The organism is Escherichia sp. WS1450 (assembly GCF_046487395.1).
In the GTDB taxonomy this organism is placed as follows: Bacteria; Pseudomonadota; Gammaproteobacteria; order Enterobacterales; family Enterobacteriaceae; genus Escherichia; species Escherichia coli.
In genome coordinates, this window is the sequence record NZ_JBJQJO010000005.1 from 246910 (window position 1) to 263870 (window position 16961).

21 protein-coding genes and 1 pseudogene are annotated in these 16961 nt (G+C 50.8%); 2 read left to right on the forward strand and 20 right to left on the reverse strand.

The features are described 5' to 3' along the window. Positions 1-9: 9 nt before the first annotated feature. From ACJHYR_RS08470 to ACJHYR_RS08490, 5 genes are read right to left on the reverse strand one after another with little or no spacing between them, the layout of a single operon-like run. Positions 10-1155, reverse strand: a complete 1146-nt coding sequence (locus ACJHYR_RS08470) for a DUF3383 family protein (RefSeq protein ID WP_059328271.1) — start codon at positions 1153-1155, stop codon at positions 10-12. 3 nt (positions 1156-1158) lie between these two features. Next, the gene (locus ACJHYR_RS08475) at positions 1159-1722 is read right to left on the reverse strand and encodes a hypothetical protein (RefSeq protein ID WP_000503647.1); all 564 of its coding nucleotides are present in this window, start codon (positions 1720-1722) and stop codon (positions 1159-1161) included. Then, positions 1697-2086, reverse strand: coding sequence for a hypothetical protein (locus ACJHYR_RS08480; RefSeq protein WP_001142480.1), 390 nt, complete (start codon positions 2084-2086; stop codon positions 1697-1699). The genes ACJHYR_RS08475 and ACJHYR_RS08480 overlap by 26 nt, the downstream gene beginning before the upstream one ends. Continuing rightward, positions 2073-2627: a hypothetical protein gene (locus ACJHYR_RS08485; RefSeq protein ID WP_054413227.1), complete on the reverse strand. Its 555-nt coding sequence runs from the start codon at positions 2625-2627 to the stop codon at positions 2073-2075. The genes ACJHYR_RS08480 and ACJHYR_RS08485 overlap by 14 nt, the downstream gene beginning before the upstream one ends. After that, positions 2624-3031: a DUF4054 domain-containing protein gene (locus ACJHYR_RS08490; protein ID WP_033883804.1), complete on the reverse strand. Its 408-nt coding sequence runs from the start codon at positions 3029-3031 to the stop codon at positions 2624-2626. Before ACJHYR_RS08490 ends, ACJHYR_RS08485 begins: the two co-directional genes overlap by 4 nt. On the opposite strand from ACJHYR_RS08490, the pseudogene ACJHYR_RS08495 reads away from it, so the two are divergent. Then, positions 3030-3248, forward strand: a pseudogene (locus ACJHYR_RS08495) (hypothetical protein); the annotation flags it as partial. The gene ACJHYR_RS08490 and the pseudogene ACJHYR_RS08495 overlap by 2 nt on opposite strands. 10 nt (positions 3249-3258) lie before the next feature. Here the strand turns inward: ACJHYR_RS08495 and ACJHYR_RS08500 are convergent. The 15 genes from ACJHYR_RS08500 to ACJHYR_RS08570 form a co-directional block, all read right to left on the reverse strand. After that, entirely contained in the window at positions 3259-4200 is a 942-nt protein-coding gene (locus ACJHYR_RS08500; protein ID WP_000627482.1) for a DUF2184 domain-containing protein, read from the reverse strand. A gap of 11 nt (positions 4201-4211) precedes the next feature. Then, positions 4212-4718: a hypothetical protein gene (locus ACJHYR_RS08505; protein WP_001066727.1), complete on the reverse strand. Its 507-nt coding sequence runs from the start codon at positions 4716-4718 to the stop codon at positions 4212-4214. Between the two features lie 3 nt (positions 4719-4721). Then, the gene (locus ACJHYR_RS08510; protein WP_410233109.1) at positions 4722-5942 is read right to left on the reverse strand and encodes a DUF2213 domain-containing protein; all 1221 of its coding nucleotides are present in this window, start codon (positions 5940-5942) and stop codon (positions 4722-4724) included. Positions 5943-5956: 14 nt separating this feature from the next. After that, a complete protein-coding gene (locus tag ACJHYR_RS08515; RefSeq protein ID WP_086669576.1) occupies positions 5957-6691 on the reverse strand; it encodes a phage minor head protein in 735 nt (244 codons plus the stop codon). After that, entirely contained in the window at positions 6582-8048 is a 1467-nt protein-coding gene (locus ACJHYR_RS08520) for a DUF1073 domain-containing protein (RefSeq protein WP_059328269.1), read from the reverse strand. Before ACJHYR_RS08520 ends, ACJHYR_RS08515 begins: the two co-directional genes overlap by 110 nt. After that, positions 8048-9670: a TerL protein gene (locus ACJHYR_RS08525; RefSeq protein ID WP_059328268.1), complete on the reverse strand. Its 1623-nt coding sequence runs from the start codon at positions 9668-9670 to the stop codon at positions 8048-8050. The genes ACJHYR_RS08520 and ACJHYR_RS08525 overlap by 1 nt, the downstream gene beginning before the upstream one ends. A 2-nt stretch (positions 9671-9672) precedes the next feature. Continuing rightward, on the reverse strand, positions 9673-10245 hold the full coding sequence (locus tag ACJHYR_RS08530; RefSeq protein WP_000162796.1) for a terminase small subunit: 573 nt from the start codon (positions 10243-10245) through the stop codon (positions 9673-9675). Between the two features lie 61 nt (positions 10246-10306). Beyond that, on the reverse strand, positions 10307-10831 hold the full coding sequence (locus ACJHYR_RS08535; protein WP_000779566.1) for a hypothetical protein: 525 nt from the start codon (positions 10829-10831) through the stop codon (positions 10307-10309). Then, a complete protein-coding gene (locus ACJHYR_RS08540; protein ID WP_072837394.1) occupies positions 10815-11291 on the reverse strand; it encodes a glycoside hydrolase family protein in 477 nt (158 codons plus the stop codon). Before ACJHYR_RS08540 ends, ACJHYR_RS08535 begins: the two co-directional genes overlap by 17 nt. Before the next feature lie 3 nt (positions 11292-11294). Further along, positions 11295-11636: a phage holin, lambda family gene (locus tag ACJHYR_RS08545; protein WP_000781776.1), complete on the reverse strand. Its 342-nt coding sequence runs from the start codon at positions 11634-11636 to the stop codon at positions 11295-11297. A 444-nt stretch (positions 11637-12080) separates the two neighbouring features. Then, positions 12081-12422, reverse strand: a complete 342-nt coding sequence (locus ACJHYR_RS08550; RefSeq protein ID WP_001174014.1) for a hypothetical protein — start codon at positions 12420-12422, stop codon at positions 12081-12083. A gap of 31 nt (positions 12423-12453) precedes the next feature. Next, positions 12454-12876, reverse strand: a complete 423-nt coding sequence (locus ACJHYR_RS08555; RefSeq protein ID WP_032317024.1) for an antiterminator Q family protein — start codon at positions 12874-12876, stop codon at positions 12454-12456. Between the two features lie 45 nt (positions 12877-12921). Further along, the gene (locus ACJHYR_RS08560) at positions 12922-13152 is read right to left on the reverse strand and encodes a hypothetical protein (protein WP_000868571.1); all 231 of its coding nucleotides are present in this window, start codon (positions 13150-13152) and stop codon (positions 12922-12924) included. A 313-nt stretch (positions 13153-13465) separates the two neighbouring features. Further along, entirely contained in the window at positions 13466-15727 is a 2262-nt protein-coding gene (locus ACJHYR_RS08565) for a DUF5906 domain-containing protein (RefSeq protein ID WP_033809347.1), read from the reverse strand. A gap of 3 nt (positions 15728-15730) precedes the next feature. Then, positions 15731-15931, reverse strand: coding sequence for a helix-turn-helix transcriptional regulator (locus tag ACJHYR_RS08570; RefSeq protein WP_000016208.1), 201 nt, complete (start codon positions 15929-15931; stop codon positions 15731-15733). Positions 15932-16072: 141 nt separating this feature from the next. On the opposite strand from ACJHYR_RS08570, the gene ACJHYR_RS08575 reads away from it, so the two are divergent. Next, positions 16073-16747 carry a helix-turn-helix domain-containing protein gene (locus tag ACJHYR_RS08575; protein ID WP_021517261.1) on the forward strand — a complete coding sequence of 225 codons (675 nt, stop codon included), beginning with the start codon at positions 16073-16075 and terminating at the stop codon, positions 16745-16747. Positions 16748-16961 lie beyond the last annotated feature (214 nt).

Below are 16961 nucleotides of genomic sequence, written 5' to 3' on the forward strand. Positions count from 1 at the left end.
CACTTCCCCTTAGCGAACAACGTTAATCTGTACGTCAGCGTAATGAACCGCGCCTGCAAGTTTTATTGCAGCCTGAATCACCGGAGCCTTACGGGCTTCACGTTCTGATTGTGCCTGTTCATCCAGCGGCTGGGCGTATACGTAATAACCTTTGGGCAGCGTGTCACCTGATGACAACTGACCAAGGTCGCCACCGTTCCATACGCCCGGAGCAATCAGTCCATTCTGAACGGCCTGATCCAGTGATTTTTCTACATTTGATAACAGTCGGGTAATACCGGCTTCAGTCTGGGGAACTTTCGTGGTGCTGGTATAAAGCAGGTTATAGAGGTTGGTCTGCACATAATTCTGTAACCAGTCCAGGCCGTGGCGTTCATCAAAGAAATCGCCGTTAGCCATCACTCCCTGCTGGAGGATAGCCGTATCATTCTGGTAGTACACGAATACATTGCAGTTTTTTGCATCAAGTGCCGATGCCTGGCTGACTGTCAGTGTTTCATACCCGACACCCGGCTCCTGCTTAAACTTGAGCGTAATCGCGGTATTACTGCCATTGAAATTAACCGTGAATGCCAGGCCAAATGCAGATAACGCAGCGTATTTATTACCCGATGAATATTGAATAAAACTGCGTGAATATCCGGCGGTTTTCAGTTTTGATGCCAAATCATCGCTGGATGCAGTCTGCAGGCATTTCTCATCGCTTGTCGTAATCGCCAGAATACGGCTTACAGAAGAGGATTCGATCGCCGCAGCCACTTTCAGCCAGTCTGCATCCGGAATATCTTCATCGTCTGCAATCCCCAGCCCATACCATGAAGTATAATCGAGCATGGCATTCACAGCCTGCTCCAGCGTCTCAGGCGTGGCCTGTTCGCTGTCTCCCTTCGTTTTCACCCAACGACCAACAAAAACCTCCTGAGGTTTCGGTGATTGTGAGAAAAACACCTGCGCAGCCTTATATTCTGGTGATTCCACGCCAAAATCTTTTCCAATATCTTCCGCGGCAGAATAACGACGAATGCGCTCACTTACCGGAATGATTGTGGACGGGCCGAGAATGAGTAATGCACCAAAATTTCGCCCTGATGCTGCACGCGGCGACATGATCACATCAACATTAACAACGTTTGATACAGGCAAGCCCTGTGCCATAGCTTAATCTCCGAAAAAGATGACTGGTGCTTCCACCAGCGATTTAATACCGTACTCGCGCACAACCTTCCGGCGCAGGCGCACCGTCATATCGTAGCGGCGGACCCATTGCTGATTAATAAGTTCAGGGAAGGGAGTCAGACCTGTGTAATCGCCAAGAGACAGCCCCAGCGCATTCAGTGCTGCATTGTTCTGCGGCACAGATATACCGTCACGAAACCGGGACGCATACACCATCCCCGCCGGTCCATAAAACGAAGCCATACACTCAATCGTTTCATGCCGCCAGAGCTGAGAGCCATCATCGGTCTGTCTGGTGAATGCCGGGCTGTCATCACCTGACCATCCGATAACCCCAAACGCACACCAGTTCGTTTCAGCCGGTAGCAGTGGCGGCTGCTCTTTCTGCCAGCGCGGACGAACCATCCCGGCAGACAGACCGGAAACGTTACGCATCCACTGGCTTAACAGCCTGTCGAGCGCTTCGTCATAATCCGGATCGCCACTGGTTGGTATCAGCCATCCGCGCTCTGTGCTGGTGTTATTGCTCAACCGGAATTCCCCCATCAAACGGCAGCAACTCACAATGCGCCTGAACGAATCCGGCACCATAAGCTGTATACGGGTCGACGAAGGTCACACGATAATCACGGCCCTGATACGTCACGATATCGGCATCACGGCCAGTCTGTCCCTGCGTCAGTCGCTCAGTCGTCACAATCAGAATTGCACCACTGATTACCTGCCCGGCCTGCATACGACGGTTTTCCAGAGAGCGATCAACAGTAACGACTCCGGCAAACTGCTTTTTAACTTCGCTGTCGCTGCCGATCCCGTCCTCATCCACCGTTTGCACACGGCGTGTTACCCACAAATTGAAGTCGCAAAAATCGGGGTCAAAAAGCACATCTGTTACATCAAGAGTCGGCATCTTTATCCCTCACAACATGGGTAATCGCTCTGCGATATTGCCCGGTATCAATTAATGGTTTCGCCAGATCGGTTCCCGGAGATTCGCCAGCAGCACGCCGGGCAAGTTCCATTGTTGCCCCCTTGCGCCCCCGACGAGCCCGGGCTTCAACAGTACTGTCAGCAAGCGGCGTAAAGCCGGTAATGGTCATGTAACGCCTGACGCCATTAACGGCCAGCGTTCCGGCACGGTTGAGTGCACTTTCTGCTCCCGCAGCATTCCCATCAAGTGCAGCCTGCGCCGCGGCTTTGAGCTGCGGCACCGTCTGCTCTTCTGCCGATTTAACGCCGGGGACCAGGTGAGGTCGTGGCGGGATATTCTGCTCTGGTGAGCCGTATTCGTTGAGGTAACCGATGCCCGCATTACCAAACGGAACATCATCCCGCCCGCTGTCTTCCGAAGGGATGCCGACCAGCACATCTTTTTTGGTTAACGACCTGAGCGCATCCAGAATGGCCTTAGCGTTATCCACCCTCGTTGTTACACCGCTTTTGAAACTCATAGCTGGCGACCGCCTGCACCGAACATCGTGATCAACTGATAAAATTCAGCGCCATATCGGGTGTTATTCCAGAAACCTGCATCAGGATTCAGCGTCGCGCTGGTGTCATAACTGACGCTTACCTTATCCACGGACTTTGAGGACTGAACACCATTGGTTGAACCGCCCAGCCCGCCAGCCAGCATCGCCCGGCTGTCTGCCGCCCAGAGCGTCATGTAGTGTGCAACGAACAATCCGGCAAAGTACGGAAACAACTTTTTGCTGGTGACGTTTTCGCTCAGCAGTTCATCGGCCAGATTCAGACGAAACTGGATTTGCGCTTCGGGATATTTGGCAGGGTCAGCAAACTGCGGGAAGTCGCGGCGAAAATCACTTACCGCTGGCAGACTTTGATTCTTTGGCATTTTTTACCTCGTTACGCGCGTCTGTGGCTTTGCCAACGGATACTTCCGCGTGCGCACGAGTGAACCAGTGCGTGGCAACGTCTTCCTCCACAGCATGACGGCCTTTAACAAACTCGCGCCGTGAACCGTCGGGAAGCGTGAGCACAAACGGGGTATGTACGTGTATTACTGCATTATTTTTTGCCATCGGGTCATCCTTAATGGCCCCGCCAGGGGCCATATGGCTGTTAAATGCCATCAACGTACGAAATGGTTTCTTTGTACACTGGCTCGACTGCACCCAGCTTGCCGTAGTAAGTGACGATCTGATACAGACCGCGATACTGCACCGGCACACTCTGAAGCGGAACCAGCGGGTAGCGGACATATTTTTTATCGTTGGTGTACGCAACCATACGATCCTTATTCCCCACACCACGGCCTTTCAGCCATTTAACCGCGCGGATATTCAGCGGAACACCGTTCTGGTGATAGCTGATGGTGTTGGTCTGAAGGTACGTCAACAGGGACTGGTTACCCGCAGATGAAACGATGATGCTGGACAACAGAGCAAACTGCTCAGGCGGGATCAGCAAATCACGCGGAACCACAGAGTAACCGGAAGCGGCCCACGCATCAGACAGCACCTGGTTAATACTTGCGCGGATTTCGTCCGGTGTTGAGGTTGCCCACGTTTTGGCAGCGTTGTTGACAGGCACGCCGTCCAGGGTAACAAGGCCTTTCAGGTTTAATGCGGAATCGCCAACATATACCTGTTCATCGTTATCCATCTGCCATTTCAGTTGCATACCGTCATACTTCTGCGTATCAATCGGGCGGCCGACCTGCTGAGCAGCCTGCAATTCTATGACCGTCCAGCCAAGTTCCATCCCCCACAGGTTCAGCGGGTTACCGGATTTGCCGATATCCACGTTTACGCCAGCAATAGCAGTTGAGTCTTTGCCTACCCAGTTTTTGCCATTCGGATTTGCACCAGTACCCGCAGCGGCGAAGCTGGTATTCGTCCAGCTGGAAATGTCATCTGCGATAGAGACATCTTCACGCAACTGAATATCGCGGGTCCAGGTGTACCCCACCAGTGGCAGGTTCAGCGTCTGGTCGAGTCGCTCCAGCTCCCCGATGAGAAAGGCACCAGAGCTGTCAACGGTTGCCTGATCAAAAGTAATCATTCGTCTGTTCCTTAAATCTTCCAGGAAATCTCTGCATTGCCGTCAGCATCACCGGCACCTGTGAATTCAGCGTTGGTCAGCACCACGTTTTTGCCACTGACTGACGTGGCCATGAATCCACCCAGCGGCACTTTGATGGATTCATCAGTGGAGACGACAACGTATACCGGGTCGCCTTTTTTGATGGTGCTGGCATCAAAATCAGAACCGAGATTAACGGTCACGTAGCCACGCTTCATGGCGTCGCCCGGGAAGTTCTTGCCACTCCCCACCTGGCGAACCATGTCCGGCTGCGACGTGGTCGGATAAGGGCGCACGTAGATCCCCTTCACCTTGTCTGCGGTATCACCATCTGCCAGCGGCACGAAAAAACCGTCATCATCGTATTTACCAGCCAGCCCATAGGCAGCGAAGGCGTTATCGGATTTAAGGACCACCGGTTCGACGGTTAAGTCCTGCGGGCGAGAGACAGCCCCGGCAATGCCAACAGGCATCCGGTACAGAAATACATTATTCATTTTTTACCCTTTACGGTTTGCCCAGAATTCAGCGTTTTGTTTGTTCAGGGAAGCGATGCTGGTCATGCCCATGTTTGGGCGCTGTGCATCGCCGGTGGTGGCGCGGGTGTTTCGCCCTTTGGCAATCTCAGATACGGCATTAAACGCCATGCCGACCGATTGTTTCGGTAATTTGCGGATATCCGCATCACCGACTATCTGGCGAACCAGTGTTTTGTCAGCAGAAGCCAGAACCTCGCGTTTGAACGCGGTCGGTTTCATCTTACGGCTCAGATCGATACCCGGAACGATAACTTCGGCACGCCAGGCTGAGTCACCAGTAATCGTGGTTTCCTCTTCATCGTCCTCGCCGTCACCGGTCGGATTATCGTCAGACTTATTGTCGTTATCGCCCGTGGCATTTCCTTCCAGCTTAGCCAGCAGGGCTTTCAGTAATGTTTTGAGGTCATCATCACTGTCGCCGGTTGGACCTCCCCCCATCTCTGGTGCTTTGTCCGGTAGTGGTTGCTGCGGGGACAGGTTGATATTGAAATTAACGCCCTGCGGCAAATCCCCCTCATCTCCTGTAACCGATGCGGGAGCCGACTCCACCAGTTCGTTCATGGTGTCGGCATCTCCTGTCTTGATGGCCGCACGCATGCGGTTCCACCAGCTTTTCTTTTGATTTGCCATTGTGTCTCTGTCTCCAATTGCACAACGATTTCCGGCTCTGCCTTTAGGGACAAGAGCCACATGGTTTCCGGTAATATCGACCTGCTCAGCTTTACCTGGCTCGGTCTGCTCGTACTCCGCGTCATAGCCGCACGACACTTCGCGCAGGCCATCTTCGATAAGCTGAATGGCGTTTTCGTCTTTGACGATAAGGTCAGCCAGCATCAAATCAGACAGCTCACCCGTCCCGCGCCGGACATTCTGGAGGTGCCCGACAGCAAGCTCTTTCCAGTTCTCGGGATTTACCAGCCGCACATTCCCGTTTTCATCTTCAGGATGCAGAATCGTGATGCTCATCCCTTCGAATGAGGCAAGCGTGGCCGGATGGAATACCTGCTCAGGAGAACGCGTGACGACTATTTCACCGAACTTATCGGGTTTCAGTTTTGGCAGGTCATCAGCACCATAGAGCTGCTTACCTGTTCGTCCTATCGGCACGTCTTTGCACAGCAACGAGCCGTCAGCCAGCTGATAGCGGGTTTCCCCCAGCCGGGTATTGAAAAAATATTTCATGTGTTACCTGCGATTCAGGCGGGATAATAATGGGAGGTGGGAAAAACGATTTCTTTATAACAGCGACAATTCGGGAGCTCGCCAGCGTGACCGGTCATGTCATCAAGCGTTGGAGGTTTGCCCCATTCGACAAATTTACCTTCCATTTCCCGATGAGAATGCCTGACGTCACCATCTTCGGCTGTACGCCAGATATAACCATTCGAACCAATTGCCAGCGCACGCGCCTGATCCAGCGCGCCGGTTGCACGTCCAAGTTCAGTACGGGCAATCAGGTCAGCTCTGGACTTTGCTATATCACCCGATGCTGCAATTTCTTTAGCAAAATGTTCTGCTCTCCCACCGGTCACAACAGCTTCTGTCGCCCGATTCTGGATGTCGTACACCCTGTCAGCCGCCTCGAGGGGTAGCGATTTGATGTACTTAACCTGTTCAGCAACGATGGATTTCATCACCTGGCCTGGAGGGGCACTGTTTACCAGATTGCGTAGCTCACGGCTGATGGTTTTGCTGTGTTTACGCCACTGCTCATCATTCTTGCGCACAATGTCGGCGGTAAAGTTTTCCGCGACCTTTGTCGCCCAGGGGGTGATGATTTCACTGTAGCGTTCCAGCGCCTCAATAATTTCCGTGATACTGTCATTTGAACCATCGTAGTGACCATTTACGATGTCCCCGACCGCCCTCGCTATCCTGCGTAGGCTGGTTCGATAGCGGATTTCCGCCTGACGGTTCCTGCGGTTCGTCATCAGGTTCGCCGATGCCGGGCGGCGCTTCGTCTTCGGCATTCTCGATGTCCTCGTCGGTAATGGATGCCCCGATGCCGGTTACGTCAGAATTTTCGCGCAAATCGGTCATAGCGGCTTTCAGTGTCATCAGACCATCACCCAGCGCTGTACTGATTGCGTTGGTGGTGTTTAACGCCACCGTTGAGCGATCGACATCAGACATTTGCCAGAGCGGGTTAAACTCAAACGTGAAATCGTCCGGCAGCGGCTTGCCAAGTTCCGAACGATGCATGATGTCCAGTATCCGCCGCACCGGAAGACGTAAACGTCTCTCCTGCAACGAGCTTACCCGATCGTAATAGTTGGCAAGGTCTGCATCGCCGGTAGAAAATCCTTTCGGGGACTGTCCGAACAACCGCACCAGTGGGATACCAACAGCGCCACTAATCTGTTCTGCAAACTGCGAAAGGATGTCATCCAGACCACTGAAGCTGTACTGATGCGTTTCAAACTTATCCCGCGAGTCCATGAGCGTCATGCCTTCATTGCTCTGGAACTGTCGAATCAGGTCGATATTCTTCAGCAACGCTTCATACGCAGGACCACCAAGTGCGATAAGCTCGCGTAGCTTCTCCACGCTGTAGGTACGCAAATGCGCCTTGTAGACCAGCTGCGCCGCACCGACAGTAGCGCTGTCGAACGCGGTAAGACGATCCCAGATACGCTCTACAACCGACATTCCCCATTCGTTCTCGGTCATCTTCTGCTGAAATGGCAGCGTGACGCCATCAAAGCGAATCAGGCGACTGTGATGAATGCGCCAGGCAGGAATTCCCGTTGCTGTGGTCACCACATCGTAAAACTCAGGTTTACCCAGGTCCGGCCCCATATCTTTAATGCGGCGGGTCAGTACCGGGTCAATCATCCAGCGGTCGAGCGGGAGAATCCCCTTAAACTTGCCCTTACCGATGGTTTCGGGTCGCAGCGGGGTCATTGGTGCCTGCCCCTCAATCATGATGAAACCCACCGCGCCACCGTAGAGGCGCGACCATTTCAGCACGTCATTCAGCGCATCCCAGATTTGCAACTCATCCAGTTGTGATTCGAGAATGCCACGATCTTTTGCATCAATTTCCGAAGTGATGCGAATGCCTTTGCGGGTCATATCATCCGGGATAGCATCGACTGCTTCGCCGATGATCCAGGATGAACGATAGGACCATTCCACCAGCATGCGGTTACGACTGGTGAAATTAGCCCGGTAGGTGGATGCTGAGTGCTGGTTAGGTGTCTGCATCCCTACGCGGGCGATAAAATTCTCATAACCATCAGCTGTGGCCTGCGCAGTTCTCCGCAGGGCTTGTTTGTTTCGTGCCATCAGGCCTGTCTCCCTAGCAGCTCCCAGATGTTCAGGGCTGAATTCATTGGGGCATAGTTGATCATCACCGAGTCGGCAAGGTTTGGCGACCGGGTCCCATCAGGCTGTTTATCAATAACGATTTTTCCCACACTATTAATGGAATAGGTCGGCTGCGAAAGCTCGATGATGAGTTTATCTTTGAGTGCCATGCTACTGCTGATTGAGATGATCTCGTCCGGGTTGTAAGCCATACCTTCAACCACGGCGCGCCAGGTATTCTGAAAAAGTTTACGTAACCACCACCAGCTCTGGGCTTTGGCGTTAGCGAAGAAGTCCTTGTTCAGACGTGCGGCTTGCCCGTTGTCCCCGCGAACAGCTTCATCATCCGGATCAAATACCGCGCCACTACCTCGAAACGGTGTGGCGAGTATTGACGGTCGACGCACAGCGTTACGCAGTTCGTTGATAGCGCGTGCATCGCCGCGAACGCCAGCGCCCAGCCCGTCCTCGTCAAAGCGAAACTCTTCGAGGTTATCCTGTTCGCAAAAGCCGAAAACCTTCTCGACGGACTGATAAATGTCGCTGCCCACACCGGACCATTCCCGCACATTTTCCAGGAGGAAGCCATGACGGGTGGAAAAGGCATTTTTGTCCCTGCCTTCGTCGGCGACATCCATCGCGCCAAGTCGTTTGCCTGTTGGCTGGATACCCAGTTTGATATGCGCATCAACGGCAGCCTGTACCCATTCGGATGGAATCAGGACGCCTTCCGCTGATGCGCTGTAGTTCAGATCAAGTTCCTGTGCCACCACCACCGGATTATCGATTTTCTCGCATTCCCTGCGATACCACTCTTCATCCTTGCGAGGATCATCCCGCCAGTGGAATGTGAATACCGGTATCTTCCCGCCATGACGCTTCTGAGCGAACGGGTTCGCCATGCCGTTAACTGAACTCAGGTCGATACGGCAACGCGTCGTTTGTGACAACGCCGCATCAATCAGCAGAGGACGCTGAAGGAATGCAGCCTCATCAACCAGATAAAGCGTGGTACGGTCACCACGACCAATATTATCGCCAGCCTCGCCTTTGATAACGGCACCAGTTTCAGGAAACTCAACACGCATATATGGCGCGTGCTTCTTCTCGCTCCACGAACCGCGAAACTCTACAGGCAGTGTTTCCACGAACTTGCGCGCCTTCCAGAACAATGCTTTCGGGTCACCGGTGCTGTCGACGTATTCCTCTTTACGGGAGCCGAAACCGATAACCATTTCTTTGTTGAAGAGACAAAGCGAACATGCCAGTCCGATCGCGGTCCAACTGAGCCCCATTTCACGGGATTTTTCGGTAATACCATTCTCCCGATTGCCCCAGCGTTCCATAATCCAGTGGATCCACTCCTCCTGCTTAGGGAAGAGTAAAAACGGAATGGTCACCGGCAGGCCATAATCAATATTACGCGGGTCCGTTGTCATGCCCCAGTCGATGATGAACTGAGCCGGATTAGTTCGGTAAAACTGTTTTAGTGCAGGCAATATTTCAGGATTCTGGCGAATACGCTGTAGGCGTTCCATCCGCCATTCAAAAACCATCTGGTAATCAGGATGTTTAAAATCGAAGGGGAATGGTAACGGCATACTTAGCCCATCATTTTTCTATACGCCTCTGCAGCCTGCTCCGGCGTTAAGTTGGTAATTTCTGTTCTGACGGGTCCTCCATCAGCGCCAGTCACTTCATTTTTGACGTTGTCTTTAAACGCCTGAACAGAAACATGACGCCCAAGCAACTCAAGGTTTTTAACCTTATCAGGCCACTTAATCTTTTTAAGGATCCCGACCATTTCTCTGTCATCTCCTCGCCCCTCAAACATTTCAGCGAGGTTAAATCCACTCAGGTACCGACGCCACGATTCCGGCCACGCAGACAGAGGCTTAATACTTAAATCGTCCTCCAGGATGTCAGCCACATCGAGCCTGTCGATCTCAACCAGTCGCATCAGCACATAATTCGCATCAATGCCCAGTTGATCAATACGCTCCTGCTTTAGCTCGTTAATACGGGCGCGTATCTCAGGTTTACCGTATAGTTCAGCCCCCGTAACATGTGCTCGCCTGGAGACGTAGCCTGCGCGAATAGCTGCTTGTGTAGCATTCAGATCGACAAGAAACTCGCGACAAAACACCTCGTGTTTTGCTTTCAGCTTCTTAGTCATTTTATTTTCCAGTTATCAGGTCATTATCGAAGCCCCTCCTGGAAGAGCTTCTGTAATGCTATTACCGGGACTGTTCTATTTGTCGGACACCAGCCAACTGGTTATTCGCCTTCTCGATGGCTGCCAACAGTGGGTTAATCCACAGAACAGCCTGGCAATATGTCAACGTTCTGGTGGTAGTGGCACGATCACCGGCTGAGTCAATGTCCCCGGAATCGGCGTGCAATGCGCTGGCGCGTAAACGGTTCGCGTAGTTGAGCAACCCGACAGCAATATCAACAGGAACAGGAAAATCACAGTTCTTTTCACGGAGCAGAACCTCACGGTATTTGATGACTGTCTTCTCGTGACCGATGTCGACCAGAGAATTTAATCGGCTTGCGTTTTCTGCTATCTGGTTAAAACGATTGAAGTTTAATGCCTGATTAGCTATCACTTTCCCTTGATATTCAGCTTCACCTTCCGCTTTATCAGCCCGCAACTTTTCTGCCTGATACTTGCTGTGGTAATGGTTTGCAGACCAGACGAGCGCCCCAAAGGCAGAGAAGAAAAATGCCGCGATGACAATCTTATAAGTCAGCTTCATTTACCACCCCACCAGCATCTTTAAACCTGGAAATCAGGTCACCGATTTTATGTTCATACTGACCGTAACCTGCACCAGGTAACGACGCCCAGATATTGCTGCAACGGTCGATTGCCTGACGAATATCGCCACGGTCAATCATCGGTAAAGCGCCACTCTCTTTAATCTGCTGCAGCGCCACAGCGTCCTGACTTTCTGGCGAAAAATCTTTCAGGCCAAGCTGCTTGCGATAGGCATCCCACCAGCGTGAAAGAAGCTGATACCGGCCTGCGGCTGTTGATTTAAGCTTCGGGTTTAGCGTGACAAGTCTGCGAGGGTGATCGGAGTAATCAGTGAACAGTTCACCACCGACAATAACATCATAACCGTGGTTACGTGTCGGTTGTCGCCCGTTATCCGTTCCTTCTGACCATGCCACCATATCCAGGAAAGCTTTACGTTGGGAATTTAGTGTCTGCATGAATTACTCCTTAGAGCCACCAAACTTGTTACCGATTACTCGCATTGCAGCCCCACGAATAGCATCGACACCGATCAGCCCAACACCACCACCAATGGCAACAGAAAGCGATTTAGGCCATCCAACATACTCAAGAGCGGATGCAAAGGTCAGCGTCAGAGCACCACAGAGCAAAATCTCAAGCGTTTTTCGTTTCCAGCCGCCGCCACCGCCAAAATAGGCAATGCGCAAGCCAGCCATAACAATTGACATAACCACTGCGCCCAACGGCGTATCTCCACGCCACCAACTTTGTAAGAGTTCCAGTAAGTCAGGCCAGGAATGAGGAGCATTGTGCATTTTCATACTTCCCACCTCCGCCATTACGGGGTGTTGTTGAAAGGCGGGCCCTGCGTATACGCCCGTAGGATTGGGTTATGAGCCGTCCTTCGGTGGGCCCTGAATACAAAAAAAGTTCGCCATAGCGAACCTTGTTAAATTTGTTAAAAAAGGAGGTTATTTAACATAATGTGCGTTATAGGAACCACACGATCACCGCTCGCAATAGATTTGCGATGAAAGGCCTATTTAATCAACTTAAGTGGTCCAGAATGACGAAATCCGAGTGAATAAAAGGTGCATAAAAAAGGGCAAAAACTGCATAGCGTTTTTTCGCGACGAAAACCCTGTTTTATTAACTTTTACTGAGAATAGAGCATTAAAAAAGCCCCCTTGCGGGAGCCTCTTCGTGATGAACTGTTTTCAACAGATATCAGGCTAATCGGCTTTTTGGAATTCCACAACTATTTTTTATCTTACCTTGATGCCTGATGCCGTCAGATGTTTACGACAGTCCTGAATACCTTCGTTATAACCCGCATCGTAGAAGCTATCCGGCTTTGCCTTCAGCGCAGGAAGCGTAACGCTGGTAGCTCTTCGTTCGGCCAGAACACCTGCCTGAAAGAGTGTCCACATCAACTGAACTGCTGAATCACAGTAAGTAACATCTTCACTGTACAATTCTCGTTCAATCCTGATACCAAGTTGAGCCTTCATTGATGCGCCAATATTACCTTTGACCTGCAACGACAGGTCTGGGTACCTCTGTTCCATGAAGCTTTCAAATCTGTTGCGAACGCTGATCAGAGCCATCTGGTTCCCTTACGTGATTGATTGCTGGATATTATGCCGCCGAGCAGCTCCTACGCAAAGTCCTGATAGCCTGAGGCTTTGACTGAACCGACTGATCCATTTCGAGCACCACATCCAGCATGGCTAAGCAACCGTCAATAAATCCCTCTGCCGCCTGAAGCCTCTTCAGAACGTGGGTGTGAGATACGCCGAGCTTCTCACCCATCGTCCGCACGGGCATGGCCTGGACGTAATGCCACTCAAGGAGCGTGCACAGATACGGATCTTTTTTCTTCAGGCAGCTCATAGCGGAGTTGATGATAAGACCGTCATTGTCACTGCATTTCAGCCTTCCAGACTGCGTCGCGGGTAGCAGATTCTTAAACCCGGCTGCAACAGGAGGAAAGTAGACGCTACCACCTTCACTCGCAGCCCAGCCACCCCAGCGCTCTAAAACCTGTTGAATATTACGCATAGCTCTGACCTCTACGTTTTGCTACGTTTGGAAATTTTCTACTACTCAATACTCGTTGAATGTCAGGTGGCCGCTAACACTGACGTTTGGCCCGTCAGATAACACAAGCTGGAAATTGTCGTCGCAGACAGAGCAGCCGAGGTCAATAACTACCGTTTTGTCGTGTTTATGCGCTCGCATGGCGACATCGCGAATAAACACGCTGTTACTAGCGCAGCGTGGGCAGGTAATTTCGTTATTTCCGTCGATATGATTTTTTAATCCTGAAACTTTCATGTTGTTTACTCCAGCTAGTTATTTGCAAATATTTGCAAGTTAATTTCCGGGTGACGGCTAGGTGACGCGTAATTACATATCCGTCACCTGCTGCAAATCGCGCCATATAAGACCTGAAGATGTTTTAGGTGACAGGTGACGGTTGATTTTAGTTCTATATATAAGCGATCGTATAATACCTAAAATACACACTCTCGCGTATATAGTTTTAAATTCTGCCGTCACCTGTCACCTTTAGCACATTTCCCATTGTTTTATATATAATTTTTAAGGTGACGCTTAAGCGTTTTGCCGTCACCTAGCCGTCACCTTTTTACAATCCAGATTGCAAAATTTCGCAAGATTTATATATTTCGCGCAATTCTTCGTTGCTGAAATCGTTATTTTTTACAAGAATCCAAATCCTATATACAAACCCGTCAATTTTTACGCGTACGGGTTCCCGCTTTGTTCTTTCTTTCAAAATGCGAGTAATATGCTTCTGGTTAATTTCTACATCCATTCCTGCTTCTGCCAGTATTGCGTTAACAATTTGTTGATAAGTCATTGCTGGCACAGGCGGATTATCCAGGATTTCAATAAGAGCAGCCTCCACATCGCTCTTATTGCTTTCAATCATCAGAAGGCGTTCTTTCGTCTCGGGGGCGCGCTGCCAGTTAAAGCGAGACAGGTCAACGCCCATCAGATACCAGTACACCTGGGCGATAAAGTCGCTGTCGCTTAGCGCACCGTACAGGCTGGCGTAATGCTCTTCAGTTGCGGCGAAGTCAGGGCCCCCCAGCACAGCGATACGTCGGTCTTCCTCTGGCAGCGCCAGCGCATCAAAGTGGTTGGTGTAGAACAGAAAGCCGGTGTATATATCCATCGTTTTTTTGCTGCCATATTTGCGGTTCACTTCAAACCGTGGTTCTGTCAGCACATCGCGGATCTTATCGTTCACCTCATACCGCTTATCGTTTTCGCGCACCTCGTCAATGGTGCATAGAAGCGTATTGTACAGATAGTCATGGAACTGGTTATCGCACAGGATCTTCATGCGAGTACGAGCACAGTTCCACGGGCCGAGCACGCGCTCCATTAACTGGCTGACCCATCCTCTGCCCGTACCATGTGCGGTAGCCACATGCAGAATAGAAATCGGGCATCGACGCTCCGGACGCTGAACCATCCACCCCAGACGGGCGATGAAAAACTCGCGCTGCCAGGCATCAGGTACCAGATACGCCATATGATTAAGGAACGTGGACACCTTACTTGTATCCGCTGTACGTGGATGCTCAGGCATATAAAATTCGTTTATCTCAAACCGCCCGTCGAAACGCTCGATAATACGTCCCGCACCGGGCTTATAGCCTGTCGTCTCAGCAATCTTCTTATGCCGATGCTCTATCCACCGTTTGGTTGCGGGAGTTGGTTGCCCTTTCCCTTCTGGCGGGAACTGGTAAGGCGCCATCAGGTTTTTGAACGACTTCATATCCATCATGCACTGATATGGCGGTCGGCTAAGATCACATACCTGGTCACCCTCGATGACGTAGATAAAGCGTTCCAGAAAATGAGCTGTCATATCTGTATTAATATCGGTAAATTCAGGCTTATCGCCATCTTCAACCACCGTGAGATCTTCGAACAGGGATTGCGTATAGCCGTAGCCTTCCAGCCAGTCGGCATCAGTAAGCCCCGCATCGGTATTGTGCATGCTTTTAAAATGTCCCTGTTCAAATCCCCCCGTCCCTTTTGGGAAATACTTAATGGATGTTTCGCTGCAACCGTTGCTGTATTCTGACTCATCCCGAAACGGTTTCAGATTGCGGGAACCATCAGAGCTGACTGACAGAGTCCACCCGTTCGCGTCAAGCCAGTCAGCGACATCATCTGTCGCGGAAGGATCAACACAGGAAAGGTCACGCTGACGTCCCGCACCTGCGGTATAGCTGTCTTTCACGGGTAAGTTATCCGCTAGACGCTGCCACAGGCTTTCGAGCTGTTCAGATGTAATTTTCAGAGGTTCGCCGGGCAAACCGCAGTCCCACTGAATACGTTCGCCTGCCGGATGGGTACCACAAGCCACAAACTGCTGGCCCTTAGCGAGCAGCTCTATTTGTTTGTTTTCGCCTTCCAGGCGGTGACCACGTTTACGGTAGTCGCCATCAACAGCAATCAGGTATAGGCATTTATGACTGTCAGCCCGCCAGCGACGTGGCGGAAGTTCCCCCAAGCATGACAGGATAATATTGCGTACGATCTCCTGCATCCCGGCGTCATTGATATCGCAGTCCAGAGCCACCACCCCGTCGCCAGTACGAACGCAAATACCGTAATCGGGTTCGTTCGACCACCGGGCAAAATCGTTTTCCGTAACAACATAGTTAGCCCAGTCGGGGATACCAACAACCTTACGTTGGCCATTGTAGCGACTGGGAGTTTTGCCGAAATTATGAGACAGCTTGCTATTAGGCGACAGTTCTGCACAGGGATTGGACACCACAGGTAAAAGCCTGTCTGTCATCCCCAACACCAGATCGAAGTGGAACCACTCATCGGGCGTAGCTCCCCATGGTTTGTTATCAGACATGGGTTACGCCTTTTGTCTAGCTGTCACTTCCTGAAAAAGCTTTTCTATCGCACGTACTGTAGAAAAGCGAGGGTCAGAATGAACCCCGGTGAGAAGCCGACTAATAGAAGACTGCTTCACGCCTGCAATTTCGGCAATTTGGTTTTGGGTATACCCTGAATCAATCAAGCTTTTGACCATCTCTTGTGGTGTTAGTCCGGACATATTTAAGTCTCCACTTTCGTCTATAGCGCAAATTTATACGAAAACGGATTGTTCAGCAATACAGCAATTCTATGTCATCCTGGATTAAAATATCCGATAACGCATAATCACCGTCCCTGTATACAACATGGATGAATCCAAATGATTGATACTACCGATATCCTTTCTCAAAACATCAAGTACCTGATGGACAAAGCCAAGATAAGCTCGATAACTGAGCTGGCACGTCGGTTACAGCTGAACCAACCAACGCTACACAGGCTGGTATCAGGAGAGGTGAAAGATCCGAAATACGCAACGTTAAAGCAGATCGCCGACTACTTCCACGTGTCACCAATAGACCTGGCAGAAAGGAGCCTTCAAGAAATGGAGAAAGAGGACGCGACAGGTATAAAAACGTATATTTCTCTTAGGTTTAATAAAGTACCTGTTTTGGGAAACACTCAGCTAGGCGTTGGAGGACTTTGGAGCGACACCCAATATTCAGTAGGTAGCAGTGATGGTTTCATATACTGGCCGACAAAGGATGAAGATGCATACGCCCTGAAATGTGTTGGTGATTCAATGATGCCTAGAATCAAAGAAGGTGAGTTCGTAATCGTCGAACCCAACCACGACTACACTCCTGGTGATGAAGTACTTGTGGTTACCCAGGACGGTGAGGTCATGGTTAAAACCTTCTTGTTCGAACGCGATGGCCTGTTCCATCTAATGTCTGTAAATGAAGATCATCCACCAGTCAGAGTACCACGCGAAAACATTGAAAAAATCCATTACGTGGCGGGGATCGCCAAATCCGCGCTACGCATGTACTAACCTTTACAGTCTGATAACTTACTTCTGATCAAACCGCTCTCCACAAGGGCGGTTTTCTTATTTGCAAAATAATTCATTTTTGTATTGACACAAAATCCCATAACGCATATAAATACGATATCGCATAATTAATGCGTTTTTTAATACCAGCTCTTTAACAAACTGAACCGCGTGACAGGTAAGCCGCAGTACTCCTGGCAAAATGAAATGGCAC